Raw genomic sequence first — 24359 nt, forward strand, 5'->3', positions numbered from 1 at the left:
TAGTGAAACGAAACAGCGCCGATGATAGTGTAGCATTTGCTATGTGAAAGTAGGACATTACCAGGCTTCAAATTGTAGAGAGCCCGACTAGAAATAGTCGGGCTTTTTTACGTCTGCAGAAAAGTAAAATACGCGCAATTAACACACACTCACATCAACACCCATCACGTAGTTCGGTCGAGCGTAGCGACTCACGACGTTAAAATCACAGCAAAATCCCTCAATATCTCAGTGGGCCAATCCAGTAGCATTTGCTATGTGACTCTCCACCGCTGTGGGCACTACGACATCCTACTGCGTAGCGCACCGACTTCAAATTGTAGAGAGCCCGACTAGAAATAGTCAGGCTTTTTTACGTCTGGAGAAAAGTAAATGTGGTGAATTACTCACATATCACATTATAATTTAGCTAATTTACATCCTACCAAACACTTATATTAAGCACTCAATCTCGGTGAACGAGATAAATTAAGAATCAGTTTGATCCCCTACTTAGTTGATAAGTATCTATATAAATATAGTTAAGCTCTATCTCAATAATACTGAATGGGATTGAGGTGAAAACATTGTTAACTAGGTACTTAATACTCTTATAGAGCACATATATTGTGCCAACATGTAATTCATTGACTATAATCATTATTCCTAGGTCGCGGTAAAGAGCGCTACTTAAAATAATTAAATAATTGATTATTCGAACTGGTGAATTATTTCCTTGTTAGCATAATTAATCTTCATTGTACTTTGCATAATTCAACAAAGGATTTAATTTTCTCTGATGCGATATAAAATATCTTGGTGCTTACTTTTTACCACTATGCTTACTCATTTTTCAGCTTTTTCTAATGAGTTAGAATTTTCTGGTTATGCTCGAGTCATTGGTGGTTACTTAGACGAAAAAAATGTCGAATTTAAGGGATATGAAGACAGTATTAAATTTTCTCCATCTAGTTTAATTGGATTCCAAGGCGAGTATCAATTTGATGATAAGTGGTCTGCAACAGCCCAAGTTTTGCTAAGAAGCAATAACACAACAGCTTCTGATAACTCAGGGTTAGAGTGGTTATATTTAACATATAGGCCAACTGATAATATTCAGATAAAACTCGGAAAATTACGCACACCTTTTTTTACTATGAGTGACTTTTCGGATGTTGGTTTTGCGTACCCATGGATCAATCCACCTCAACAAGTCTACGATACTTATTTATTTAAAACATTTAATGGCATAGATGCTGTTTATAAATTTGGTGCAGAAAACTTTGATTTGAGCTTTGAAGGTTACTATGGTGAAGAGTCGGGTGATATAGGGATTGGCGCCTTAAGAACGGGCTTTAAAGTTGATAACCTTTTAGGGTTCATTGGTAAGATTAATATTGAAAACTTAGAATTTAGAGTTTCCCGTTATAATGGGAATATCAAGCTTGATATTGATGAGATAAGACAGCTAGAAAATGTGCTTAATAGCCTTAATTTTACAAAAAGCGCCAGCTCGGTAAAAACAAAAGGTAGAGCACATGCAGACCAATTTGGCGTAATTTACGACAATTTAGATTATTTTTTTAGAGGTGAATGGGTCCGCATTAAAACTGATTTAGGGATAGTGCCTATAATTCAAAGCTATTATTTAACTGCCGGTGTTAATCATGCTCCTTTTACTTACCACTTAACATTTGCAGATAGCGACGTAGAAACTCGTTCTGCTGAAAATGAAATTCCGTTAGGTATTAATAGCGACTTAGATCAACTTGCATATGGGTACAATCGTATTTTTGATGAATCTACGCCTGATTCAATTAAGAGTTGGACGGTTGGTGTACGCTGGGATGTGCTGCCAAACCTTGCCTTAAAAGCTGAGTTTTCAACCCTAGAAGGTGACGATGTAAAAGACTCGTTTTTCGTTACTCCTGATGACTCTGATTTTGATAAAAAAACTAATCTTTATCTTATTGGTTTGGATTGGGTGTTTTAATGATATTTTTTAAACCTATTAATAACATTAAAAAAATAATGATGCTCTTTGTAGTCGCTAGTAGCCTATTTGGTTTTAGCATTTCAGTTTATGCAGAAAATACAAACCCCTCGAACGTCATTATTGTAGTAAATACCACAGATAAAAACTTATCTTTTAGTAAGCAACAAATTCGCCATATTTATATGGGCGGAGCTATGAGCAGACAATTTAAAGCAGTTAACCTATTTGTCGGCAATCCGCTTAGAATAAATTTTAACACTAGGATGGTAGGTCTTACTGAATCTAGAATACAAGCTTATTGGGCCCAAATGCGATTCACGGGGCGCAGCAAGCCCCCTGTTGAATTTGAGTCTACAGAAGAGGTTATAGAGTACTTACTAACCGTTGAAGACTCAGTAGCTTACCTTCCAGCAGGAATTACTATACCTAAAGAGCTCACCATAATTGCACTAAATTAAAAGTAAGCCGTTTGCTTAGTAAAAAATCAATTGCACTGAGTTATTTTGAAGTTATTGTTAGTTCTTTAAATAATGTTTTCGCTCGTTCAATTGTGTGTGGTAGTTGTGCAATGCACACTGGTTTTGCAAAGTAATAGCCCTGCATTTCATCACTACCATTTGATACTAGGTAGTTAGCTTGATCGGTTGTTTCAATTCCTTCGCTACATATTTTTAAACCAAGGCGTTGGCCTAAATCGAGTATTGCTTGTAATACTGCAGTGTCCTTTGCCGAGCTTGCATATTGATTTACAAACATTCGATCTATTTTTAATGTATCAATTTCAATTTTAGTAAGGTAACTCAATGAAGAGTAACCTGTGCCAAAGTCATCTAATGCAATTGAGCCTCCCATAACTTTTACTTGATTAAAAAATTGATTCGCGTTTTCAAAATTTTCTAAATAGCTTGATTCTGTTATTTCAAACTGAATATTTGAAATATCGACGCTATGTTCAAGTAGTTTACTTTTTACAGTATGAATGAAGTTATGATCTTTTAAGTCATGGCTTGAAAGATTCATGGAGACGAGTACATTATTCCCCATAAGTTGTTTTAGCATTTGCATATCTTTAAATACTTGTGTGATCACCCATTGGGTAATCGCTTTTATTTTACCTGCTTGTTCCGCTATAGGTATAAACTCACTAGGAGAAACAAAACCTAGCTCTTTGCTTTGCCATCTTATTAAGGCTTCTAAGCCCTGAGTTTCGCCTGTATTCGACATTTTAAGCTGATAAAATAACTCAAATTCATTTTGCGCTATTGCGTGAGATATTAAGTTAGCGACTTGCGCTTTTCGTTTGTTATCTTCAAGCATTTTATGGTGGAATATTGTATATGCGCCTTTGCCTTTTTCTTTTGATGTGTACATTGCAATATCGGCATTACTGATAAATGTATTTATATCAAATTCAGCCTCTTTGGCACTTGCAATACCAATACTAATACCCGCTGGTACGTCCCACTCATTTATAGTGAATGGCTCTTTCATACCCTCAATGATATTTTCGGCAATATCTATAACAATAGATTGCTCAGTGATATTAGGTAGCATAATTAAAAACTCATCACCGCCTAAGCGTGCAATTATGTCGTTACTACGCAGATAACTTTTCACTTTTTTAGCCACAGCTTGTAAAAGCATATCTCCGGTTTCATGGCCTAGGGTGTCGTTAACGCCTTTAAAACTATCAACATCAAAGAACATAATCGCAACGTCTCGGTCGTTACTTTTACTACTAGCTAGTTCGAGTTTGAGTAGGTCCATAAAAAACATGCGATTAGGTAAACCTGTTAATATATCGTAATTGGCGAGGCGCTCCATTGAATGCGTTTGTACTAAAAGTTGTGCGGTGTGTTTATGATTGGTTTGAACTTGGGAGTCAATTGTTTGTAGTAATGCATTAATGTCGTTACCAAGTTGAGATACTTCATCATGACCAGTGACTTGGTATTGAAGCTTATAATTTGTTGATTTTTCAACTTTCTGTGTGAACTTCGAGAGCGCTAAAAGTGGGCTTAATAAACGCTGATATATCCAAAATGAAATAATAATGGTGAGTGCAATAATTACAACAACAAATGGAGCTGCACTATAAAAAAGGCTAATTTTACTTTCATTCAGTGGCTTTTTAAAGTCTTGCACAATGAGCAAATATCCAATAGGAAACTGCTCCTCCCCAATTGCCTTTAAGGCCACTAGTCCTTCATTGGTTATTGTAACCGCATAAGGTAAATTTTTTGGTTGAATACTTATAAGTTCAGGCTTAAAGCTCTCAAGCTCTAAATAGTTGGGGTGGACATACGATTGGATTAATTGCCAGTCAGCGTCAAATACATTAACAAACTTAATGTGTTCGTACCGATCAAAACCGAGCAATTCTGTGGTTATAGAGAACAAATCAACTTGCTCAGACATAACACGTAATAAGCTATCGGAAATATTTGAAGACATTGCATCTAAATTTTGTTTAACAGATTGGCGATATAAATCTTCGTGTTCATTAATCGCGAGGAAAAAAACTAAATTTGCGCTAAATATAATTAAAACCGTTGTTATTATAATAAATTTATATCGAATACTATGAAGCATCAAATTTAACCCTTAACCGTCATTTAATTATGTTTTAGTTATTATTGTGTAATCAGGCAATCCATAATTACAAAAAAGCTACTTATTACGCCCTTTGTAGCACTAAAAGCCTAACATTGAGAATGCTTTTAAATTCATATACTAAATATAGCTGTTTATTTAATTTTGTACTGACTTACTTTGTTGCAATTTCATTCTTGGTTTAATAAGTGACCTGTGTAAAACTACCTTAGTTAATTTAGTAAATCAGGTGACATGAATGTCGAATATTAAAGCTTGGAAACTTATAAGCCTGTTTTGTTTGTTCGCAGTGCTTATGGGTTGTCAATCTAAAGAAGAGCAGCTGCAACAAACAATTCAAGAGTCTATTAAAAAAGCAGATACAGAGCTGTCACAGCTTGGTACTGCGCTTGATAATGGGAATGTGCGCAATGCTGTATTACTTAAAGAATATGGCGAGCTCCTTAAAAAACAACAACCAGAGCTTACAAAAGTTGTTGATGTAATTACCCTTGATGCAACGCGCCAAGGTGCACTTTATAGTGGTTTAACACAGCGACTTAAAGATATTAAAGGAACTTACTTAATTCCTCCTTACGAAGATACGTTGCATAGCATTGATTTGTTGCGTGATGCGTCTAAACCTACGCTATTTTCTGATGCGTTAACCGATCCTATTAATATGCTAGCTGATATGTCCAAAGGCACTTTAGCGCGTGTAGGTGCAATTAGTAAGCAAGCTGAAGGTGAGGGTGTTGGTAACCAAATGGTAGGTAACCCTAACTATGGTAACTGGCAAACAAATAGTAATGGTATTAGCTTTTGGCAATGGTACGGCATGTACCGTATTTTAGGCGATGTATTTGACCGTGTTGAATATGGTAGTTGGAGCAAACGCCGAAAGTATAGTTATTACAATGACTATGGCCGTTCGCGTTATTCAAGCCCTAAACAAATTAAAACCCAAAGCGCGCTAGAAACACGCACGCGCCAAACATACCAACGCCAAGGTAAGCAGTTTACAAGCCCTTATGCGAGTAAAAAAACAGGTGCATCCGGTTTAAGCCGTAGTAGTTATACGCCACCAAAAAGCCGCAGTAGTTATTCTCGTTCGAGCAGTTATAGCAATAGCTCAGGATCGGTGCGTGATAGCGGTAGCAGAACCTCTCGTGGCGTGAGCCGTGGTAAGTAAAAGAATAAAGTTGGAGTTAGAATAATATGTATGAATTTAATGGAATAACTATGTGGTCGCTACAAGCATTGGCGATTGATTTTGCAATTATTGTTTTATTATTTGTAAGCCTTAAATATATAAAAGGTTGGGTTTCAAACTTACACGCAAATGATGAAATAACAGAGCGTGATAACTTTGCTTTTGGTATTAGCTTTGCCGCTGGTTTAGTGGCACTGGCGATTGTATTAACAGGTGTAAGTAGTGGTGCTTTTGCTGCAACATTGCAACAAGAAGCACTGCAAATGTTAGCTTACGGCGCATTAGCAATTGTACTTATTAAGTTGGGTCACTTTTTTCAAGATAAAGTAGCGCTTCGTAAAGTAAGCCTGCACGACGAAATAGTTAAAGGTAACGTTACAGCTTCAATAATTGATTTTGGTCATGTTGTTAGCGTTGCAATAGTTATTCGCTCAGCACTTTTATGGGTGGCTACTGATGGCTGGCATGGTCTTCCAATTGTAATTGCTGCCTTTATTATAGGTAGTGTTGTATTACTACTTGTTAGCCAGTACCGAGTGCAGTTATTTAAGCGTACAAACAAAAGTGGCGACTGCCTACAACAAGCAATTGTTGATGGTAACTTAGCTGTGGGTATTCGTTACGCTGGATTTTTAATAGGTAGTGCATTAGCTATTACAGCTGCAACGGGTGTTGCGCCATACGCTGCTGATAACATTAATGCGAGTTTACTATACTGGGCTATTAGCGCTGTTGTGAGCCTTGTCGCATTTATTATTTTGCACTTAGTGACAATTAAAATAATTTTATCTGGTTGCGATATTTCAGATGAAGTTAATCGTCAAAAAAATGTAGGTGTAGCAGCTATTTCTGCAGCAGTATCATTTGCTGTAGGTATCACTATGGCAACCTTACTAGGCGCATAATCAGTGTCATCAACCAACACTCCCCCAAGTAAGTCTCGCTTACTTGGGCACGATATATTACTAATTACTGTTATGGCCGTGCTTGCTGGGTGCGGCCTTATTTATGAATACTTACTGTCTCATTATGCGGGCCGTGTACTTGGCTCAGTAGAAAGCGCTATTTACGCCATGATCGGTACTATGATTGTAGCAATGGGCTTAGGCGCTTTTTTAGCGCGTTGGTTTAAAGATGCATTTACCGCTTTTGCTTGGCTAGAAAGCATTATTGCTTTGGTTGGCATGGGCTGCATTTTAGCGATAGCGGGTGTAATAGCAGTTAGTTATTCTCTTCCTCATTTATTTTCGAGCATTTTTAATTTACCCCCAGATGTTGTACTTAATGGTTACGTATTTCAAAAGCTACAAGAGTGGTCACGTTTTCTACCTTATGTTTTTGGTTTAATACTGGGCTTATTTATTGGTATGGAAATACCGCTTATAGCGCGCATTCGTCAGCACGTTTATGGTCGTTTTTTAGAAAACAACGCAGGGACTATTTATGGTGCCGATTATATTGGTGCTGGTATTGGTGCCGCCATTTGGGTAAGTATCATGCTCTCAATGCCTATAATGCAAGCTGCGGCGTGGACGGCGTTATTTAATATCATCGCAGGTCTCGCTTTTTTATGGCGTTACCATGCCCATGTGCGCTTTGCTAAGGCACTTTTAGTTTGCCATATAGTGCTGCTGGCATTGTTTGGCTTTATTTTAGTATTTGGCAGTAGCTGGATGAACAATCTAAGTAATGTTTTATACAAAGATAAAGTAATTTATTCGCAAGCAACCAAATACCAGCACGTAGTTTTAACCGAAAGGTTAAACAAAAACCAACCTCAGCCAATCACCGATTTATATTTAAATGGGCGTTTGCAGTTCTCAAGTATTGATGAACAAATATATCATTCAATGTTGGTTTATCCTGCAATGCTTGCCTCTAACAGACACGACCGTGTATTAATAATTGGTGGTGGTGACGGGCTTGCACTTAGGGATGTTTTAAAATGGCCTGTAAGCGAAGTAACGCTAATAGATTTAGACGCGCAGCTTCTCAATTTATTTGGTCATAAAGACGGTGACTTTACGCCACCAGAGCACATCAATAAGCGATTACTACAGCTAAACAATAAATCGATGCATGACTCGCGGGCCAACGTAATTGTGGGTGATGCATTTTTAGAAGTTGAAAAGCTACTTGACCAATCTAAGCAGTTCGACACCATCTTAATTGACTTACCGGACCCAAATCACCCTGATCTAAATAAAATGTACAGTGACTACTTTTATAATCATGTACGTCAGTTATTAGCACCCGATGGCGCAATGGCGGTTCAATCAACTTCACCTTACCACGCTAAAAAAGCGTTTTTAAGCATTGCTAAAACAGTTAAAGCCGCAGGGTTTGGCTATGTTGAGCAGTATCAGCAAAACATACCTTCGTTTGGGCAGTGGGGCTGGACTATAGCCACTAAAATGGGTCAATCGGCCAGTGGTCGTATTAATGATGCGACAGCTATGCCTGTGCCATCAAGGTGGATTAGTAAAGAATATTTATTGGCAAGTTTTGTATTTCCTAACCACTACTTTGAACAAGTTAAAAGTATTGAGGTCAATAGGTTAGGATCTGGTCAGTTGTATGATTACTACCGCACTGCATGGCAAATAGAAAGCGAATTGTATAAAAACTAACAAAACATGGTTGACATAATATGTCGACCATGAGAATCTTAACTCAGACATAATATGTCAAACGACAAAAGGCAGAGACATGGAATTAAATGAACTTTCAATAAAATTAGCTTCTTTTGAAACTGAAGGCGCTAACTTTGAGTCTTTCTTGATTGCCAACCCAGGCGAGCAAGATGTTTTACAAGTCATTGTTGATGGAAATGATGAACTTCCAATTTTTGTTACACAAACGCAAGAGCAGTTGTTATGTATTAGCTACTTGTTTGACGAAGATGAAGTTAAGAGTGAATTACGCAACGAGTTAAACGAAACATTACTGCGTTTAAACGTGCCAATTCCACTGAGTGCATTTGCTAAAATCGATAACAAATACGCGATTTTTGGTGCACTGTCGGTAAATTCATCATTAGATGACGTTACCCACGAACTAGTGACATTAGCTGATAACGCTATCGATGCACTAGAAGCCGTGACCTTGTATTTAAACGATTAATAGCTAGTTAGTGGAGTTAAGATTATGAGTATTTTAAAAAAATTATTTACAGCAGTACGTGGCGGCGCTCGTGAAGCAGGCGAAGCAATTGTAGACAAAAATGGTATCCGTATTTTTGAGCAAGAAATTGCAGATGCGCAAAATGCACTTCACCGCGCTAAAAAAAGCCTTACAGAAGTAATGGCTAAAGAAATGCAAACTAAGCGTAAAATTAGCGCTGTAGATGCATCAATCGCGGAACATGAAGCGTATGCAGGCCAAGCTCTTGAAAAGGGCAACGAGGCGCTGGCATTAGAAATTGCAGAAAAAATTGGTGACTTTGAAGCTGAAAAAGCCGAAAACGAGCAAGTATTATCTGGTTTTAGCAATCACATTGTTGCGCTTAAGCAGCAAGTTAAAGATGCTGAAAAATCAATTAAAGAGAATCAGCGCCAGCTTACAATGGTTAAAACCACTGAAAGCGTACAGCAAGCAACAATGGCTGTTAACAGCACGCTTAATACAAACAGCTCGTCTATGACATCGGCTCGTCAATCGCTTGAACGCATTAAACAGCGCCAACAAGATCGTAGCGACCAGCTAGGTGCTGCAAAGCAACTTGAGTCAGACGTAAATGGCGATGACTTAAAAGCAAAAATGGCTGAAGCAGGCATTGGCGACACAAGTCCAAAAAGTGCTGATATTTTAGCTCGCATCAAAGCGAAGCAAAATAGCTAACCATTACGTTTATACTTTAAAAAGGTAACCGAGTTTTGCTCAGTTACCTTTTTTGCTTAGAAGGCAGCCTTCCTATGTTTAATTTTTTCAAATCTAAAAAAGAGCCAGAGCGTCAGCTTAATCATCCAAGCGAGCTTAAAAAAGGCGACATGTTTAGTGTTATCGACTCATTTGCTTATCCAGCATGGTTAAAAGGTGAAACGCTACGTGTTACTGATATTCAGACTTACCAATATCAGCACAGCAGCGATACTGAATTTGTACTTGAGACAAATAGCGGCCAAGTTGTATTTTTACAAATTGAGCAAGATGACGGCGAAGAGTGGGCTAACTTTTCTATTAAAATTCAGCGAAACGAAGTTGAAGAGATATTTGGCCTTGATGAGTTTGCGCGTATTTTTGATGAAGAGTCGTTAACCCACATTACAGTGCAAAATACACCAGAGCGCTTTATGCAGTTTTTAGCTAAAAGTTATCAACAAAGCGAGTCGCCTTATGTGTGTTATTTCCATAATAAAGATTACCGCAACCAAACATTGCCTCGCTATGAGCAAGAAGGTGGCGAGCTATGTGAAATGATTTGTTTAGCATCAGATAATGAAGGCTTTGGTTTAAATATCGAAATTTGGGATGGCGGCGAAACCGAAGTATCGCTAACGCTCATGCGTCCAATGTCTGATATTGTAGACTTGTTTCCCGGAGATGCTAAGTGAGTGATGCTAAAGACAAGTGGTTGCGTCAGGAACAAGCTGTACGTGCCACACAAATGGCATTTGATCTAAGCAGTGAAGTTCAAAAGCTGATAAAAAAGCAAGCTATAGACCAAGAGTTAACGCCGTCAGATATGATCCGTAAAATACTTGGCTTAGATGTAAAATCTAAAAAAACGCGTCAACGTTTATCGTTTAATTTAAATGATGACGAGATTGCGCAACTAGCCAGTCGCTTTGATGTCCCAAGTGATGATAAGCGAGCCGTAAAACAACAAGTAGCTGACTTACTAATTGCTCACACTAAAAAAACTAAGTAGTTGCACTAGATTATTATGAATATTACTCTAACTGCTTATCTACTTATTTTTGCGTTGTTTGGTACTGCGGCGAGTTATTTTGTACGCTTTATTTATGCATATTGGGTGTTTAAAACAATGCCCATGAAGTACATTATAAAAGCGGGTATTTGCGTAGTGCTGGTTGTTGTAATTTCAGCGTTAATTCCGTATTTAGGTTAACGCTGAGATTAAATTATACGCGACCATTTTTATTTTATATCAAACGACTGGCATTGGTGATTAATACACAGCGACTGCACTTCAAGTACTGGTGAACAATCGGTTAAGCCTTGTGCTTTATTTTGTATTTTTTCTTGTTTTGTTATTTGTTGAGCAAGCTGTTCTGCTTCTTCTTGAGATGTGTTCAGCGTTGAATAAACAGCATACTTACTCGGTCCGCCGCATGCGCGGGCGCCCACTTCAAGTACTTTGCACTGAAAACTTGCGGTGCAGCTGTTATTACTCACCATGTTACTAAGATCATAGTTTAAGTCAGACAAGTTTTTACTTTGCTCATTTGACGTCACAGTACTAGCACAACCACTTAGTAATAAAATGCTGCTAGCAATGCTTAAAATTGATAGTTTAATTGCCGATGGTAAACAACTCATAACGTTATCCTTAAAATGCACTTACCGCTGAACCTTCAAGTTTAACACATTTATTTTCAACACACTGCGTGCTTGGCGTTGTTAAATGCTGACAAATGCTCATCATCCCTTTTTGTGAATTATAGTTACTTTCAAGCTTAGTAATTTTCTCGCTAAGGGCTGCTACTTGTTTTTCAGACGCTGATTTTGTTGAGTACACAATAAAGCTGCTTGGCCCACCACATGCGCGACTGCCTACTGCACTTATTCTGCATTGAGTGCTGGTATCACATTGCGTATCTGTAATTAACGTATTTAATTCGGCTTTAGCTGTTTTTATATCGTCTATTGAAACGTTTTTTAAATCGTTTATTGAAACGCTTTCAGCAATTACATTATTTTTTGTATTTTCTTGTAATTGAGTGTTTTCTTTTAGCTTTTGTAGCTCTTGCTTTGGCGCTTCAGTTTCTGAGGTTATTGTTACTTGCTGCGTTTCAGTTGGCGTTTTATCTAAGCATGCAGTTAAACAAAGTGGTAAAAGTATGGCTAACAATGGGGTACGCATAACAAACCTTGATAGTGATGAAATATTCATCACTATCATACACGGTGCATTTTTTACGGCAATAAAAACTATATTATCAAGTAATTAAAGCCGTGCAAAATATCGTTTATTAAAGTCCACCCTGCGTTAGTTTGGTGGGATTAAGTAGCTTTTCGAGTTCACTGCGTGGTAAATCGGTTTCTTGTTCGGCTACATCAATAATAGGGCGGGCTTCCTTATAAGCCTGCTTTGCTATTTTTGCTGCTTTTTCATAACCGATCACCGGATTGAGCGCAGTCACTAAAATTGGATTTTTAGCGAGTGCTTTATCTATATTAGGCTGATTTACTTTAAAGCTGGCAATGGCTTTATCGCCCAATGCTTGTGCGCTATTGGCAAGTAATTCTATGCTTTGCAAAATATTATACGCAATGACTGGCAGCATAACGTTTAGCTCAAAATTACCCGCTTGGCCTGCTACTGTAATGGTCGCGTCGTTACCGATTACTTGTGCGCTTACCATGGCTGCGGCTTCTGGTATTACCGGATTTACCTTGCCAGGCATAATAGACGAGCCTGGTTGAAGTGCTTCTAACTCTATTTCGCCTAAGCCCGCAAGTGGCCCTGAGTTCATCCAGCGTAGGTCGTTCGCTATTTTCATTTGTGCTACAGCGAGTACTTTTAATTGCCCCGAAAGCGCTACTATGGCGTCTTGTGAGCCGATGTTATAAAAAAAGTTACTACTAGGCGTAAATCTAATGCCTACATTGGCACTCAGGTTTTCTGCAAATTTGGCTGCAAACTTAGGGTCTGCATTTATTCCTGTTCCAACAGCTGTACCGCCTTGTGCCAGTTCGCATACACGCTCTAAGCTATGTCTAATTCCTGCTGCGGCATGATTAACTTGTGACTGCCACGCACTTAGTGTTTGATCAAATGTAACAGGCATTGCATCCATTAAATGCGTACGGCCCGTTTTAACTATATGGCCTACTTCAGCTTTTTTCTTTTCTAGGCTTTGCGATAAGTTTTCAAGCGAAGGAAGTAATTCATACACTACATTTATTGCGCTACTGAGTGCGATAGCAGTAGGGACTACATCGTTAGAACTTTGCCCCATGTTTACATCATCATTAGGGTGAATGCTTTCACTGCCTAATCGGCTAGCAAGCGTTGCAATAACTTCGTTGGCATTCATATTTGAGCTTGTGCCCGAACCGGTTTGAAAAATATCAACGGGGAAATGCTCAACATGCTCGCCATCAATAATACTTTGACAAGCTTGCTCAATAGCATTTGCTTTGTCTTTACTTAAATGGCCAAGCTCGCAGTTACTTTGCGCAGCAGCTTGTTTTATATAAGCCAGTGCAGTGATAAATTGCTTTGGCATAGATAAGCCACTAATGGCAAAGTTATTAACTGCTCGTTGTGTTTGCGCCTGATAGAGCGCATCAGTAGGTACTTGTAGCTCGCCCATGCTGTCTGATTCTGTTCTAAAGTTGCTCATAAGTGTGCTCCTTAAAAAGGGTTGAATTCGTGACTAAGAATACGAGCTTCACGCTCAAGTATTAAAAATTGTGCAGTATTGTTATGCACCTTATAAAACCGTTTTAATGCTAATAATGGTTTGTATAGCTGCTCTAAACATTGTTTACGAATAGCATTATGTATAAGAGGGTCGCACATTTTGTTCATAATTTCATGGTGTGTGCGCCTAAGATAAAACTCTTGAAGCAAGGGATTATGTTGTTGCTCAAATTTTTTGGCGACGTTAAGGGCGGTTTCTATGTAGTCGGCAACGAGCATGGGTGCATGCAGGCCAGGTCTTAAGCAATGACAAGAGAGTTCTTGATGGTAACGATGCTGGGCATAATTTGAAGACATAAAAAAACCGACTCAACTTAACGATAATAGTTATCATTACATTTAATCGGTTTCAGTGTAAACAGTTATTATAAAAATTATTTGCGATACTAATTTGAGTATTAATTGTAGCCAAGAATAAATATCTGATCTGTTTCATGTTTTGTCATCGCCTGTTGATTATGTTTAGGGTGCGAAAGTAAATCGATTACTGTAGCTCTCATATCAACGGCGTAACTATGATCGTCGGTGGTTTTTTCGGTTATAGCAATGGCCGCGTCTACAGCGGTATAAGGGGGTATATGCATAATTTTATCCTTTGAAATTTAATATAAGTTAAACCCTTTAGTGGGTTAACAATATAAAAGCATATTACGTACCAACCATAATGAGCCAGCTCAACCATATGATAGTTATAGTATTTAAAAATTACCTTTTTTTCATCACGACAAAATAAGCTAAATTTGCTTTACTGTTGTGCATTAATCTACAATTTTGGTGCACAGTAATGACAAAGCCATTTTCACAAGCCTGTGAAAACAATAAAACCCCTATTTTAGAGCAATTAAAGGACGTATTAAAAAATACTAAAACAGTACTCGAAGTCGGATCAGGAACCGGCCAGCATAGTGTGTTTTTTGCAGAGCAATTACCACATTTACAATGGCATACAAGTGATCGTGCTCTAAACCACGAAGGGATTAATTTATGGCACCGCGAAGCTAATTTAACTAATTTACATGCACCACTTGAGCTTGATTTAAATAATGAATGGCCTGTAGATAAGGTTGACGCTATTTATACAGCAAACACATTTCATATTGTAAGTTGGCAATTAGTTGAACGTTTTTTTGACGGTGTTAAACGTCACTTAAATAACGACGGTATGTTGTGTATTTATGGGCCATTTAAGTACCAAGGTGAATTTACCAGCCCAAGTAATGATGACTTTAGTGCCTTTTTAACAGAGCGCGATCCGCTAAGTGGAATAAGAGATTTTGAAGCAGTTGAACAACTAGCTAAGCAAGCAGGGCTTACGCTTATTAGCGATACTGCCATGCCTGCAAATAATCAGTTACTCGTTTTTAAACGGCAGTAATGAGCTACATTGCTCTTTATATATATCAATATGGCCGCGTTCACGCTTTAAGTAGTCGCTTATTGCATTACTAAAGTCGCCATCAACAATATGGTGAGCAGAGTAGGTAAGTACGGGTTCAAATCCGCGTGCTATTTTGTGCTCACCTTGTGCTCCCGAATGAAAGCAGCTGAGTTTATGCTTTATTGCAAACTCAATACCTTGGTAATAGCACAGCTCAAAGTGAAGCGAATCTACTTCCTCACTTGCTCCCCAGTAGCGCCCATAAAGCGTATTCTCACCTACTAAACTAAGTGTTGCAGCAATCACGTTGTCGTCTTTTTTGGCCAGCACAATAACGAGGTTATTAGCCATTAATACATGTAAAAGCGTAAAAAACTCCATATTTAAATAGCCCAAATGACCAGATCGCTTTAAGTAGGTACGCTGATAAAACTCACAAAACAATTGCATTATCTCGGGCGTAATTTGCGTTCCTTGCAGCCATTCAATATCAATATTTTGTTGCGCTATTTTAGCTCGCTCTTTTTTAAGTGACTTACGTTTTCGTGAGTTAAGTATTTGCAAAAAATCGTCAAAGGTTTCAAAACCTTTATTAAACCACTGAAATTGCACACCCACTCTTAGCATGGCATGTTGCTCAGTTAATGATGTTGCTTGGGCTTGGTCGCAAAAATTAACATGCCACCCCGACCACCTTTGCTCAGCACTGTGTATGCTAAGTTGCTCTGTAATGTACTGATACACCGCATTAGGGTTAGCGTGCTCGATAGCAATACGCCTGCCTTCAATAGGGCTAAAGGGAATGCCAGATAGCCATTTGGGATAATATTCTAAACCGTGTTTTTCGTATGCCTCAGCCCATGCCCAGTCAAATACGTACTCGCCGTATGAATGACTTTTTAAATACCCGGGTGCAAGTGCAACGAGCGTATCACTTTCAAAAATAGCGAGGTGATGGGGCTGCCAACCACTTTTCTGTGTTACGCATTGGCTTTGTTCAAGGGCATATAAAAAAGCATGTTGAGTAAATGGTTCATCACCAAATAAACGTTGCCACTGCGCCTGATCAATCTCATTAATACTGCTAAACCATTGGTGCGAAAACGTTCCCATGACTACTTACCTTGTAGTTGTTCTAAGCTGTTCTACGTTTTTAATAAACGTACTAATTTGCTTTTTAAGCTCGGTAAAATGAGGATTATAAGTTAAGCGTTGTAAAGCCGGATAGTGTTTTAAGTTGGCGCTTGTTCGCTCTCCTAGTTGTGGATTTTTTGTTGTTTTACATGTCTTGTACAGGGACTCGTCGTTAATAAAGCTGCCACAATTACGATAGGTTGCGTTAATTCCATAATGTGGATTTTGCGGTGAGTTAACAATAGCAATATGCGACATACCATGAATTTTTTTACACTGAGGCGATGTGCACTGCGGGTTATTTACTGTGTAGTCACTAGCAAAGTCTGGCGGTAAAATATCAGTGCTTCCATAAAGCACTAAAGTATCGAGCGGCTTATATTTTACTGAATTATCTTTGTGTAATGCACTTAATAATTTTAGCGTGGCACGCGTATCTATCGTGGTATCAATATCGCTAAGTACACTAAAAATAGGTAATTTAAGTGCAGAGCGTTTGTTTAAGCTATTTACGCTTGCAAGTGACATAGCATAGTACGACGCGGCAGCTGCATTTAAAGGAAATGATTCATACTTAGCAAAGTCTACATCGGCGTCTTTATCTATCCAATTAACAAAGGGTATGGCATCAATCCACTTTGCTATCCAGCCGTACTTATTATGTGGCTCGGAGCCTGGCGAATAAAGCATAAGCGCTTTAATTTTGGGTGAAACAGTGTGCTTGGTTGCGTAATCAATAAGTAACGCTGCACCGGTAGAGTAACCTGCGAGTATCACCTCATCAAAGTCTTGCACCGAGCGTTTAATACCGTATTTTATTGCCTGTTGCCATTGGCTAACCTCTACATTGAGCAATGCACTTGCGGCGCTTCCATGTCCTGGTAATAAAATAGTATGCACAGTATAGCCTTGTTGATAATACACTTGTGCTAAATCGTGATACGTAAAGGGTGAGTCAGTTAGCCCGTGAATTAATAGTGCAACTTTATTGTTGTTTGGATGCGTAAGCTCAAAAGGGGCGATAAGATCTGCAATAGTAGGGTCAGGTTTTCGCGTACCTTGCGTTACTAATTGCTGGTACGTTTGTGTAATAACAGGGCATGGCATATTTGCACGTGGATTGGTTTTATTTATATGTTTATATGCAAAATCTAAGTAATCGTTAAATGGTAAAAGGGCGTGGTAATTAAAGCGCTGGTGGTTGTGCTCTTTTTCAAAGCGTAATAAGCCTTGTTGCTTACTTTTTGTTATAAATTTAAGGTCGCTCGCCTGCGATATACAGTTTTGAGCGACAGCTGTATGAGAAAAAACACTTAAAATAAAACCAAAAGCTACTCTTAAAAATACTCTTAAAACTATTCTTAAAATTAAACCACTATTGTTCATTAACTTCTGCATATTGGACAAGACACTCGGTTAGCTTAATGAGTTCAAGCGGTTTTGCAAGATGTTGATTAAATCCAACTGCTTGTGCATGTGCTTTATCCTCTGGCATTACGTCGGCAGTTAAAGCAATAATCGGGAGTTCTTGTTTGGTTTTAAACTGCCGGATCAGTGCAGTTGCTCTATAGCCATCCATTATAGGCATTTGGCAATCCATAAGGACTAAATCAAAATGTTGTTTTTTCACTATATCGACCGCCAACTCACCGTTTTCTACCATATACGGCACAATCCCTAACGAGCCAAGCATCGCTTTAATAACCATTTGATTTACTGGGTTATCCTCTGCGACCAAAATGTCTAGCGAAGTAATATTAGTATTATCAAATGTAATGACATGTTCTTTTTTAGGCTCTGTTGTTTCTAATCGCATTGAAAATGTAAAAGTAGAGCCTTTATCTATTTCACTTTTAAGGGCTATTTCTCCCCCCATTAATTGGCTTAGCTCTTTTGCTATTGTTAAGCCAAGCCCTGTACCACCAAACTGCCTTGAGGTAGAGCTGTCAGCTTGGGTAAATGCGTTAAATAATTTTTTATGCTGGCTTGGTTTTATACCTATTCCGGTATCACTAACGTTTATAACAAGCTGTACTTTATTGGCGGCAGTAAACTCTGTTTCTATGTTTAAAGTAACGCTGCCTTGGCTTGTAAATTTAATCGCGTTGCTACATAAATTAAGTAATATTTGCTCAATTCGCATAGGATCACCAATAAACCAGGTATCAACAGGTAGCTTTGAATTAACTTGCCATTTAATACCTTTGTTAACTGCGCTTTGCTCAAACATGTTGTTTATACGTGTTATTAAAGCACCTAAGTCGAATGCAATAGATTCAATAACTAACTTTTGGGATTCTATTTTTGATATATCAAGAATGTCATTAATTAAGTTTAATAAGCTTTTAGATGCTGAGTTTATTTTATCTAAATAGCCAATGAGTGTACTTGCATTGTCTGTTTCTCTAGCAAGTGAAGAAAAACCAATAACGGCGTTTAATGGTGTTCGTATTTCGTGGCTCATATTCGCTAAAAATTGGCTTTTAGCCTGATTAGCTAAATCGGACTGCTTCTTTGCTTGTGCGAGTGAGTGAGTACGCTCTGCAACTTGACGTGTAAGTGCGATTTGTTGCTGATTAAACAGCAGTAAAACCATTAAAATTAAAGAACATACGGCAACTTGAAGTATGAGTAATAATAAAGTTAGTTGACTATTATGTTGTGTTAAAAAGCTTTCTTTAAGGGCTAGTTTTACAATCCATTTTTGCCCTGCAAAGTCCACATCAAACGACATTAAGCGGCTGCCTTTAGCTTGCTGAACATTTTGAGAGTAATTACTATAAAACGGCGGAGTGTTTGTATCTTCGTATATACCAATCGAAAACATATCAGACTGTTCTTTAGAAATTGCCTGCTCAATAATACTACGCACTAAAAATACACCAGTGGCATAGCCTTTAATTGTTTTTTCATCACTATGCTGGGAGTACACAGGGGCAAATAATAAATAGGCTGGTTTAGGTTGTTTGGTTTGCACCAACTGAATTATTTTAGTTCCGACTGGCATGTACTTTATAGCGGGGTTAAGCAGAGAGCTTTTTCGATCAGGGTTTGAAAATACATTAAAGCCAATAGCTTTTTGATTACCATTAAAAGGAGCTATGTATTTTACTATAACAAGGGGATCACTAGTTTCAAGAGGTTCGCCAACTACATCAATATCTAAATGATAAATGTTTGATATTTCTTGGGCAAAGACGTCGCGTTGATCTTGAGGTATTTTTGCGTTCCACGATAAGGCGTTAATAAATGCGTGCTGAGTTAGTAACTGGCTAGCATAAGAATAAAAATCTTGCTGGCTTAGCATGGGAGATGACTGTACCTGACTTGCTAGGCTCTGCACTGCAATAATACTAAGATTTGTATATCTATAAAGGCTGTTTTCTATAACGTGGACTTCACGTTCAGCAATTTTAATAGTGTTTATACGATTTTCTTGATCGTATAACTGCGTTGTTACCGCGACTGATAAAAATAAAATAGAGCATACTGCAATTGTCGGAAACGCCGATATATTATGTTGATTAGACTTTTGTGGTAATAAAGAAAGTAAAAGCGGAGTCGCAATTAATACTCCTAATGTATCACCAAGCCACCAGTAAGTAACATTCTTCCAATGATTATCAACACTGTAAACCGAGTTGAATTGGCTTAAGGCAAATACGCCAAAGTTAGCCGAAATTAAGCTGACCAATATTGCTATGACAAGGATAAAGTAAATTATATTCTTGCGCTTTTTAAAGCGCAGCGGGTGCCCAAGCCAATACTTTAAAAGAGCTGCGCCGACCATTGCCTGTATAACAACACCAAAGGCGATATACATAGCCTCGTTAAATGAGTTACCGACCAGGACTAGCTCATGAGCAGAACTGTCAAAAATATTAAGGTTAAAGGCAATTGCAGCTACAAATAAAGGCGGGATAAAGCGCCACCACCAAATATAACAACCGACTAGTGCTATGCCGGCAGGTAACCAAATTGGAATTATTTGCGAGTTAAAAGCAAGTTTAGTGAGTGCTATGCCGACTAAAAAATATGCTAAAGCAAACATGATGTAAAAAATAATGGAATGATTTTTAGAGTTAAAATTTTTCACATAAGGTCCAAGCAATTATTATTGTCGTTTTGAAATATCAGTATAGCTAACAGTAAGTTATTTTGGTTATTTTTATAAAGGTAACTGTTTTTTGCTAAATGATTGTTTAAGCACAACTGTTGATTCTATATTTGCGATACAGCTTAAGCCACCTAGTTGATGTTTCACAAACGTTTCGTAGCTCTCAAGATCATGTGCAATGATTTTTAATAAATAATCATAGCTTCCTGATATTACACAACACTCTAATACATGTGGTAATTTTTCTACATGTTGCTCAAATTGCTCTGCAGCACTAACCGAGTTTTGGCTTAATCGTACAAACGCATATACCAATACATTAAGATTAAGTGCTTTGGGATTTATGGCGGCGTGGTAGCCGGTAATAATGTTTTCTTGCTCTAACTTTTTTATACGCCTTAAACAAGGTGTATCCGATAGGTTAATACTGCCAGCTAAATCTGAAACCGACATACGAGCTTGGCTTTGCAGTGCAATGAGTAATTGCTGGTCTTTTTTATCTAACATAGTTGTCGGCTTTTATTAATTATTTTTGTATTTGTAGTGATTATTGCTAAGTATTGCAGTTTTTACTAATTTTTTTGGCGTTTTACCCTAATTGAACTCTGTTAGCATTTAACTATAAAAATAATAGAGCACACCAATGAACACACATACCGCTATTTTCGATCACTGGATACGAACAGAGTTTGTCACTTTAAATAGTGAATTAGAGCAGCTTTATTGGCAGCAAACCGATAAAGCAAATGTAGAAGGAATAGGTGAGGCCTTAAAGCAACAATTAGAAAAAGAAGGCAACGCATTAATTAGTAATTTATTAGCCGAGGGAAACACAGATCAAGGCTTTGATAGCGCTTTTGACTTACTCGGTAACGTAGGATTATTTATGGCAGCGTGTAGGCGCCATGAAATTACTGAGCCAAGCAGAGAAACCACTTCACCGCTAATTGAAGCCTCAGCGCTTGCTATGCATATAGGCGCATCCATTGGCGTAACCCCTCGTTTTGCTACCGCCCACTTAACTACTCATAACAAAGCACTTAACGGTATTTATAAACGATTTACTAATTTACCTGATGAAAAGCTGTTTCTTGATTACAACACCCAAGGTATTTTGGCCTACAAACGGGCAAGTGATGCTTTATTAAAAATATTGCCGTTAGGTATTTCACATCCCTTGTGTGGTGAGTTATTAAAAGTAGCTAAACAAGCGCTTATAGATGTAATTGAGTCAAACAATGCACTTTATTCTGAGCTCGATACAGATCGCTTTTTTAACTGCGTTCGCCCTTATTATAAACCGTACCGTGTAGGTAAAGAGGTTTACAGAGGTGCAAATGCTGGTGACTTTGCAGGTATTAACGTGATTGATATGTTACTAGGGCTTTGTAGCGCAAATGAACCTAGTTACTCGCAAATGCTGGTGGATAAGTTTTTATATATGATGCCAGAGGATCAACAAATCCTGCGAGAAGCCATGCGTATGCAAAGCTTTATGGATGACTTTTTACAAGCAGAGCCATATAAAAATACAGATTGGTTTAAAAGCCACGCAACGTTATTTATTCAAGTGTGTAAATTACATGGGGACACCGCAGTCGGTCATCATAATCAACTGGTTGAAAAGTTTATTGCTCAGCCTTCAAAAAATATGCAACAGCAGCATATGAGCAAGGTAACAGCAAGTGGTCCGCCGCTTAATGTGTTACTTGATTCGCTCGAAAAATTAAGAGATAGGCGAGCTAGCGCAAAACGCGACGATATAAAAACACGTTTTGACGATCTAAATACACTTAAAGAATGGGTTAAATAGCATGCTTAAAAATGATTTTTGTATGGCTGATGGCTGTTATTTACTAAACCACTCGGTAGGGCGTCCTCTTAAAAATACGCAGCAATATTTAGCACAGCACTACTTTTTACCGTGGGAGAGCTCAAATAAAGAACCTTGGCAACAATGGCTGCCCGCAGTTGAGCAATTTACTACCGCGCTTGGTAAGTTATTTAATGCGCCTAGTTCGCAGTTTTGTCCTCAGGTTAATTTATCAAGTGGCTTAACAAAATTGCTTATGTCGCATCCACGGCTACAGCAAAAAAATTGTAAAGTGCTTATGGCGCAAAGTGATTTTCCGAGTATGGGTTTTGCAATGCAAAAAGCGTTGCCAAAGTGCGCGCAAATCATATTTATACCTGAGCACGAAAACCTAACAGATATTAGTGTTTGGCAGCGTTATATAACTTGTGATATCGATTTAGTTTTTATAAGCCATGTGTATTCAAATACAGGTGTACAGGCGCCTGTGTACGATATTGTAGCTATAAGTAAATTAACCAATAGTTTATCAATAGTTGATGTTGCTCAGTCAGCGGGTGTTATACCGCTTGATTTAAGCGTGCTCGATGCGGACTTTATGATTGGCTCGAGCGTTAAATGGTTATGTGGTGGCCCAGGTGCAGCTTATTTATGGGTTAACAAAAATCAAATAGAGTATTGTGAGCCTAAAGATGTGGGTTGGTTTTCGCATCAAAATCCATTTGAGTTCGATATTAACCACTTTGAATATAACGCCAGTGCGCTTAAGTTTTGGGGGGGCACCCCTTCTGTAGCGCCTTATATTATTGCCGCAAATAGTATTGCCTACTTTGCAGAGCTAACAGCTCACAAGGTAAGGGTGCATAACTTAGCGATGCTTACGCTTATTCATGAGCAACTAAGCGAATATGTTGCATCACCTATGAGTGGTGATAAATGCAGCGGGACTGTTATTTTGTTTTTTAATAAGCAACAAGACCATGTACTTACAGAGCTTAATAAAGCGAAAGTCAGTGTAGATGCTCGCAAATTTGGAATACGAGTATCGCCACATGTTTATAATACTCAAGAAGACGTTGCGCAATTTATTTCTATAGTAAAACGAGCGCTTAAGGGTTTTGGCTAAGCTGCTGCTTTCTTTGCTTTAATGACTCTATTTTTTGCTGCGTTTGACTAATTGATGCGTCGTAGGCTTGTTTTAATGAATTTGTTTTAGTTGCGATAGCATCAGCAATAGACGAAGCGCCTAAACGATTGGCCTTATCTTGGGTCATATAATCTATTTGTTGTTTTTTAGCTGCGTATTCTTTTTGGCTTTGTTCAATAGATAGCTCAAGGCGCTTTATTTCACGCTCTATTTGCTGAACCTCTAAGTAGTCATCAACAGAGGTATCGGTAATACCTTTACCGGGCGTAGAGCTTTTATATGCTTCAATTACATTTATATCTTTTAGAGTAATAACTTGTGCATCTTTAGCGCAAGGCGTTTGGCTAAAAGTAGGAACGCCCTTAATTACACACTTATACACTGTTGTACTTTGTGCCAAGGTAAAAAATGGTGCTGCCGCGCAAAATGATAGCAATATGAACCGGATCATAGCTAAACCTAAAAGTGGCTAAAGTTGTGTTAATAATGCCCTAAGTTATTACTAGGCACAATTTGTTTAGTTTTTATAAATTTTAGGCACAAAAAACCACAATTAAGTGGTTTAAATTAAGTATGGTCCAGAGGGAGGGATAGACTTGCTTACATTCATGTAATCAATCGCTGCGCGACGCTTGCAGCGGCCCAAAATGTTCCAGACATTTTGTCGAACCCTGTCGAGGGTTCTCACCCTCCCAATTTAGTATCGGTGTTAAATTTTAGGCACAAAAAAACCACAATTAAGTGGTTTAAATTAAGTATGGTGGAGAGGGAGGGATTCGAACCCTCGATAGAGCTACAAACTCTATACTCCCTTAGCAGGGGAGCTCCTTCGGCCACTCGGACACCTCTCCAACGCATAACCGTTTGTATTGATGGAAGTAAAAAAAGCCACCAATTAAAATATGGTGGAGAGATAGGGATTTGAACCCTAGATGGGCTATAAACCCATGCCGGTTTTCAAGACCGGTGCATTCGACCACTCTGCCATCTCTCCGTGACGCAGAATAATACTTAGGTGATACCGCTGTGTAAATAGCAAAATGACTGTTTGCCTAAAAAACGTACGTAAATGAGGTTTTTTTTGTAAATAAGGGGAAATTAAGGCAATTTTTAATAAAATAAATAGGTTGCAGCAAACAATGGGAGCTAAATAAGTGACTTCATTTAGTGGTTGAGTGTTCGCTGCACCGAAAAATAATCATGGTTGGGTGATTATTTATATTGAGCTGCACCGCTAAGTGCTAGTCTTTTACCAATAGTGTTAAGTTTAGCTAACATTCTTGCTTTACGGTTAGTTGGTTTAACGGCTACTTGCGCTGCTGCTGTTTGATTTAATGTATTAATTGGTTTCATTATTTTGCTCCGGTTGTATCTGTTG

At 38.2% G+C, this 24359-nt stretch carries 25 protein-coding genes and 2 tRNA genes; 13 read left to right on the forward strand and 14 right to left on the reverse strand.

What is annotated here, in order from left to right; all coding sequences use genetic code 11:
* The first annotated feature begins 778 nt into the window (after nucleotides 1–778).
* Both H5120_RS16115 and H5120_RS16120 read left to right on the forward strand, forming a co-directional pair.
* On the forward strand, nucleotides 779–1972 hold the full coding sequence (locus tag H5120_RS16115) for an outer membrane beta-barrel protein (RefSeq protein WP_182675495.1): 1194 nt from the start codon (nucleotides 779–781) through the stop codon (nucleotides 1970–1972).
* Nucleotides 1972–2433 carry a hypothetical protein gene (locus H5120_RS16120; RefSeq protein ID WP_024597417.1) on the forward strand — a complete coding sequence of 154 codons (462 nt, stop codon included), beginning with the start codon at nucleotides 1972–1974 and terminating at the stop codon, nucleotides 2431–2433. The genes H5120_RS16115 and H5120_RS16120 overlap by 1 nt, the downstream gene beginning before the upstream one ends.
* 40 nt (nucleotides 2434–2473) lie before the next feature.
* Here the strand turns inward: H5120_RS16120 and H5120_RS16125 are convergent, their stop codons facing one another.
* Nucleotides 2474–4429 (reverse strand): EAL domain-containing protein, encoded by a 1956-nt coding sequence (locus tag H5120_RS16125; RefSeq protein WP_259397850.1) that lies wholly within the window; start codon nucleotides 4427–4429, stop codon nucleotides 2474–2476.
* A 397-nt stretch (nucleotides 4430–4826) separates the two neighbouring features.
* On the opposite strand from H5120_RS16125, the gene H5120_RS16130 reads away from it, so the two are divergent.
* From H5120_RS16130 to H5120_RS16165, 8 genes are all read left to right on the forward strand, one after another.
* Entirely contained in the window at nucleotides 4827–5759 is a 933-nt protein-coding gene (locus H5120_RS16130; protein ID WP_182672490.1) for a CHAD domain-containing protein, read from the forward strand.
* Nucleotides 5760–5785: 26 nt separating this feature from the next.
* On the forward strand, nucleotides 5786–6685 hold the full coding sequence (locus H5120_RS16135) for a DUF350 domain-containing protein (protein WP_024597420.1): 900 nt from the start codon (nucleotides 5786–5788) through the stop codon (nucleotides 6683–6685).
* Nucleotides 6686–6688: 3 nt separating this feature from the next.
* Entirely contained in the window at nucleotides 6689–8410 is a 1722-nt protein-coding gene (locus H5120_RS16140; protein ID WP_182675497.1) for a polyamine aminopropyltransferase, read from the forward strand.
* 79 nt (nucleotides 8411–8489) lie between these two features.
* Entirely contained in the window at nucleotides 8490–8903 is a 414-nt protein-coding gene (locus H5120_RS16145; protein ID WP_004335098.1) for a YjfI family protein, read from the forward strand.
* 24 nt (nucleotides 8904–8927) lie between these two features.
* Nucleotides 8928–9620, forward strand: coding sequence for a PspA/IM30 family protein (locus H5120_RS16150; RefSeq protein ID WP_004335088.1), 693 nt, complete (start codon nucleotides 8928–8930; stop codon nucleotides 9618–9620).
* 74 nt (nucleotides 9621–9694) lie between these two features.
* Nucleotides 9695–10333 (forward strand): DUF4178 domain-containing protein, encoded by a 639-nt coding sequence (locus H5120_RS16155; RefSeq protein ID WP_182675498.1) that lies wholly within the window; start codon nucleotides 9695–9697, stop codon nucleotides 10331–10333.
* On the forward strand, nucleotides 10330–10650 hold the full coding sequence (locus H5120_RS16160) for a hypothetical protein (protein ID WP_024597423.1): 321 nt from the start codon (nucleotides 10330–10332) through the stop codon (nucleotides 10648–10650). The genes H5120_RS16155 and H5120_RS16160 overlap by 4 nt, the downstream gene beginning before the upstream one ends.
* Before the next feature lie 15 nt (nucleotides 10651–10665).
* Nucleotides 10666–10851, forward strand: a complete 186-nt coding sequence (locus tag H5120_RS16165) for a hypothetical protein (protein ID WP_182675499.1) — start codon at nucleotides 10666–10668, stop codon at nucleotides 10849–10851.
* Between the two features lie 29 nt (nucleotides 10852–10880).
* On the opposite strand, the gene H5120_RS16170 is transcribed toward H5120_RS16165, so the two are convergent.
* The 5 genes from H5120_RS16170 to H5120_RS16190 all read right to left on the reverse strand — a co-directional run bounded on the left by H5120_RS16170 (nucleotide 10881) and on the right by H5120_RS16190 (nucleotide 13976).
* On the reverse strand, nucleotides 10881–11282 hold the full coding sequence (locus H5120_RS16170; RefSeq protein WP_004335077.1) for a hypothetical protein: 402 nt from the start codon (nucleotides 11280–11282) through the stop codon (nucleotides 10881–10883).
* A 10-nt stretch (nucleotides 11283–11292) separates the two neighbouring features.
* Nucleotides 11293–11826 carry a hypothetical protein gene (locus H5120_RS16175; RefSeq protein ID WP_182675500.1) on the reverse strand — a complete coding sequence of 178 codons (534 nt, stop codon included), beginning with the start codon at nucleotides 11824–11826 and terminating at the stop codon, nucleotides 11293–11295.
* A gap of 109 nt (nucleotides 11827–11935) precedes the next feature.
* A complete protein-coding gene (locus H5120_RS16180) occupies nucleotides 11936–13312 on the reverse strand; it encodes an aspartate ammonia-lyase (protein ID WP_004335071.1) in 1377 nt (458 codons plus the stop codon).
* 11 nt (nucleotides 13313–13323) lie between these two features.
* Nucleotides 13324–13689: a hypothetical protein gene (locus tag H5120_RS16185; protein WP_223231703.1), complete on the reverse strand. Its 366-nt coding sequence runs from the start codon at nucleotides 13687–13689 to the stop codon at nucleotides 13324–13326.
* Between the two features lie 101 nt (nucleotides 13690–13790).
* A complete protein-coding gene (locus tag H5120_RS16190) occupies nucleotides 13791–13976 on the reverse strand; it encodes a hypothetical protein (protein ID WP_010554833.1) in 186 nt (61 codons plus the stop codon).
* Nucleotides 13977–14176: 200 nt separating this feature from the next.
* Between H5120_RS16190 and H5120_RS16195 the strand changes: the two genes are divergently transcribed.
* Nucleotides 14177–14767 (forward strand): DUF938 domain-containing protein, encoded by a 591-nt coding sequence (locus H5120_RS16195; RefSeq protein ID WP_182675501.1) that lies wholly within the window; start codon nucleotides 14177–14179, stop codon nucleotides 14765–14767.
* On the opposite strand, the gene H5120_RS16200 is transcribed toward H5120_RS16195, so the two are convergent.
* From H5120_RS16200 to H5120_RS16215, 4 genes are all read right to left on the reverse strand, one after another.
* Nucleotides 14744–15883 carry a GNAT family N-acetyltransferase gene (locus tag H5120_RS16200; RefSeq protein ID WP_182675502.1) on the reverse strand — a complete coding sequence of 380 codons (1140 nt, stop codon included), beginning with the start codon at nucleotides 15881–15883 and terminating at the stop codon, nucleotides 14744–14746. The two genes, H5120_RS16195 and H5120_RS16200, sit on opposite strands and share 24 nt — an antisense overlap.
* Nucleotides 15884–15889: 6 nt before the next feature.
* Nucleotides 15890–17290, reverse strand: coding sequence for a carboxylesterase (locus tag H5120_RS16205; protein ID WP_182675503.1), 1401 nt, complete (start codon nucleotides 17288–17290; stop codon nucleotides 15890–15892).
* Complete coding sequence (locus tag H5120_RS16210) at nucleotides 17280–20000, reverse strand: ATP-binding protein (protein WP_182675504.1); 2721 nt, start codon at nucleotides 19998–20000, stop codon at nucleotides 17280–17282. Before H5120_RS16210 ends, H5120_RS16205 begins: the two co-directional genes overlap by 11 nt.
* 72 nt (nucleotides 20001–20072) lie before the next feature.
* Nucleotides 20073–20528: an Lrp/AsnC family transcriptional regulator gene (locus H5120_RS16215; protein WP_024604725.1), complete on the reverse strand. Its 456-nt coding sequence runs from the start codon at nucleotides 20526–20528 to the stop codon at nucleotides 20073–20075.
* Between the two features lie 136 nt (nucleotides 20529–20664).
* Here H5120_RS16215 and H5120_RS16220 point away from each other — a divergent pair, with 136 nt between their 5' ends.
* Nucleotides 20665–21834: a monodechloroaminopyrrolnitrin synthase PrnB family protein gene (locus H5120_RS16220; RefSeq protein WP_165744624.1), complete on the forward strand. Its 1170-nt coding sequence runs from the start codon at nucleotides 20665–20667 to the stop codon at nucleotides 21832–21834.
* A 1-nt stretch (nucleotide 21835) separates the two neighbouring features.
* Nucleotides 21836–22960: an aminotransferase class V-fold PLP-dependent enzyme gene (locus H5120_RS16225; protein WP_182675505.1), complete on the forward strand. Its 1125-nt coding sequence runs from the start codon at nucleotides 21836–21838 to the stop codon at nucleotides 22958–22960.
* Here the strand turns inward: H5120_RS16225 and H5120_RS16230 are convergent.
* From H5120_RS16230 to H5120_RS16245, 4 genes are all read right to left on the reverse strand, one after another.
* Entirely contained in the window at nucleotides 22944–23432 is a 489-nt protein-coding gene (locus H5120_RS16230; RefSeq protein ID WP_024597153.1) for an RNA-binding protein, read from the reverse strand. The two genes, H5120_RS16225 and H5120_RS16230, sit on opposite strands and share 17 nt — an antisense overlap.
* A 307-nt stretch (nucleotides 23433–23739) precedes the next feature.
* Nucleotides 23740–23832: transfer RNA gene (locus H5120_RS16235), tRNA-Ser, on the reverse strand.
* Between the two features lie 52 nt (nucleotides 23833–23884).
* Nucleotides 23885–23975 (reverse strand) — tRNA-Ser (locus H5120_RS16240).
* A gap of 218 nt (nucleotides 23976–24193) precedes the next feature.
* Nucleotides 24194–24334, reverse strand: coding sequence for a hypothetical protein (locus H5120_RS16245; RefSeq protein WP_004335040.1), 141 nt, complete (start codon nucleotides 24332–24334; stop codon nucleotides 24194–24196).
* Nucleotides 24335–24359: the final 25 nt, after the last annotated feature.

Origin of the sequence: Pseudoalteromonas sp. SR43-2, assembly GCF_014163885.1 — a bacterium.
GTDB lineage: Bacteria > Pseudomonadota > Gammaproteobacteria > Enterobacterales > Alteromonadaceae > Pseudoalteromonas > Pseudoalteromonas distincta.

Bases quoted from the DNA above. Each gene is read 5' to 3' on its own strand.
- H5120_RS16115 (WP_182675495.1), top strand. From the start codon at position 779: ATGCGATATAAAATATCTTGGTGCTTACTTTTTACCACTATGCTTACT.
- H5120_RS16120 (WP_024597417.1), top strand. From the start codon at position 1,972: ATGATATTTTTTAAACCTATTAATAACATTAAAAAAATAATGATGCTC.
- H5120_RS16125 (WP_259397850.1), bottom strand. From the start codon at position 4,429: ATGTCTTCAAATATTTCCGATAGCTTATTACGTGTTATGTCTGAGCAA.
- H5120_RS16130 (WP_182672490.1), top strand. From the start codon at position 4,827: ATGTCGAATATTAAAGCTTGGAAACTTATAAGCCTGTTTTGTTTGTTC.
- H5120_RS16135 (WP_024597420.1), top strand. From the start codon at position 5,786: ATGTATGAATTTAATGGAATAACTATGTGGTCGCTACAAGCATTGGCG.
- H5120_RS16145 (WP_004335098.1), top strand. From the start codon at position 8,490: ATGGAATTAAATGAACTTTCAATAAAATTAGCTTCTTTTGAAACTGAA.
- H5120_RS16150 (WP_004335088.1), top strand. From the start codon at position 8,928: ATGAGTATTTTAAAAAAATTATTTACAGCAGTACGTGGCGGCGCTCGT.
- H5120_RS16155 (WP_182675498.1), top strand. From the start codon at position 9,695: ATGTTTAATTTTTTCAAATCTAAAAAAGAGCCAGAGCGTCAGCTTAAT.
- H5120_RS16165 (WP_182675499.1), top strand. From the start codon at position 10,666: ATGAATATTACTCTAACTGCTTATCTACTTATTTTTGCGTTGTTTGGT.
- H5120_RS16170 (WP_004335077.1), bottom strand. From the start codon at position 11,282: ATGAGTTGTTTACCATCGGCAATTAAACTATCAATTTTAAGCATTGCT.
- H5120_RS16175 (WP_182675500.1), bottom strand. From the start codon at position 11,826: ATGCGTACCCCATTGTTAGCCATACTTTTACCACTTTGTTTAACTGCA.
- H5120_RS16180 (WP_004335071.1), bottom strand. From the start codon at position 13,312: ATGAGCAACTTTAGAACAGAATCAGACAGCATGGGCGAGCTACAAGTA.
- H5120_RS16185 (WP_223231703.1), bottom strand. From the start codon at position 13,689: ATGTCTTCAAATTATGCCCAGCATCGTTACCATCAAGAACTCTCTTGT.
- H5120_RS16190 (WP_010554833.1), bottom strand. From the start codon at position 13,976: ATGCATATACCCCCTTATACCGCTGTAGACGCGGCCATTGCTATAACC.
- H5120_RS16195 (WP_182675501.1), top strand. From the start codon at position 14,177: ATGACAAAGCCATTTTCACAAGCCTGTGAAAACAATAAAACCCCTATT.
- H5120_RS16200 (WP_182675502.1), bottom strand. From the start codon at position 15,883: ATGGGAACGTTTTCGCACCAATGGTTTAGCAGTATTAATGAGATTGAT.
- H5120_RS16205 (WP_182675503.1), bottom strand. From the start codon at position 17,290: ATGAACAATAGTGGTTTAATTTTAAGAATAGTTTTAAGAGTATTTTTA.
- H5120_RS16215 (WP_024604725.1), bottom strand. From the start codon at position 20,528: ATGTTAGATAAAAAAGACCAGCAATTACTCATTGCACTGCAAAGCCAA.
- H5120_RS16220 (WP_165744624.1), top strand. From the start codon at position 20,665: ATGAACACACATACCGCTATTTTCGATCACTGGATACGAACAGAGTTT.
- H5120_RS16225 (WP_182675505.1), top strand. From the start codon at position 21,836: ATGCTTAAAAATGATTTTTGTATGGCTGATGGCTGTTATTTACTAAAC.
- H5120_RS16230 (WP_024597153.1), bottom strand. From the start codon at position 23,432: ATGATCCGGTTCATATTGCTATCATTTTGCGCGGCAGCACCATTTTTT.
- H5120_RS16245 (WP_004335040.1), bottom strand. From the start codon at position 24,334: ATGAAACCAATTAATACATTAAATCAAACAGCAGCAGCGCAAGTAGCC.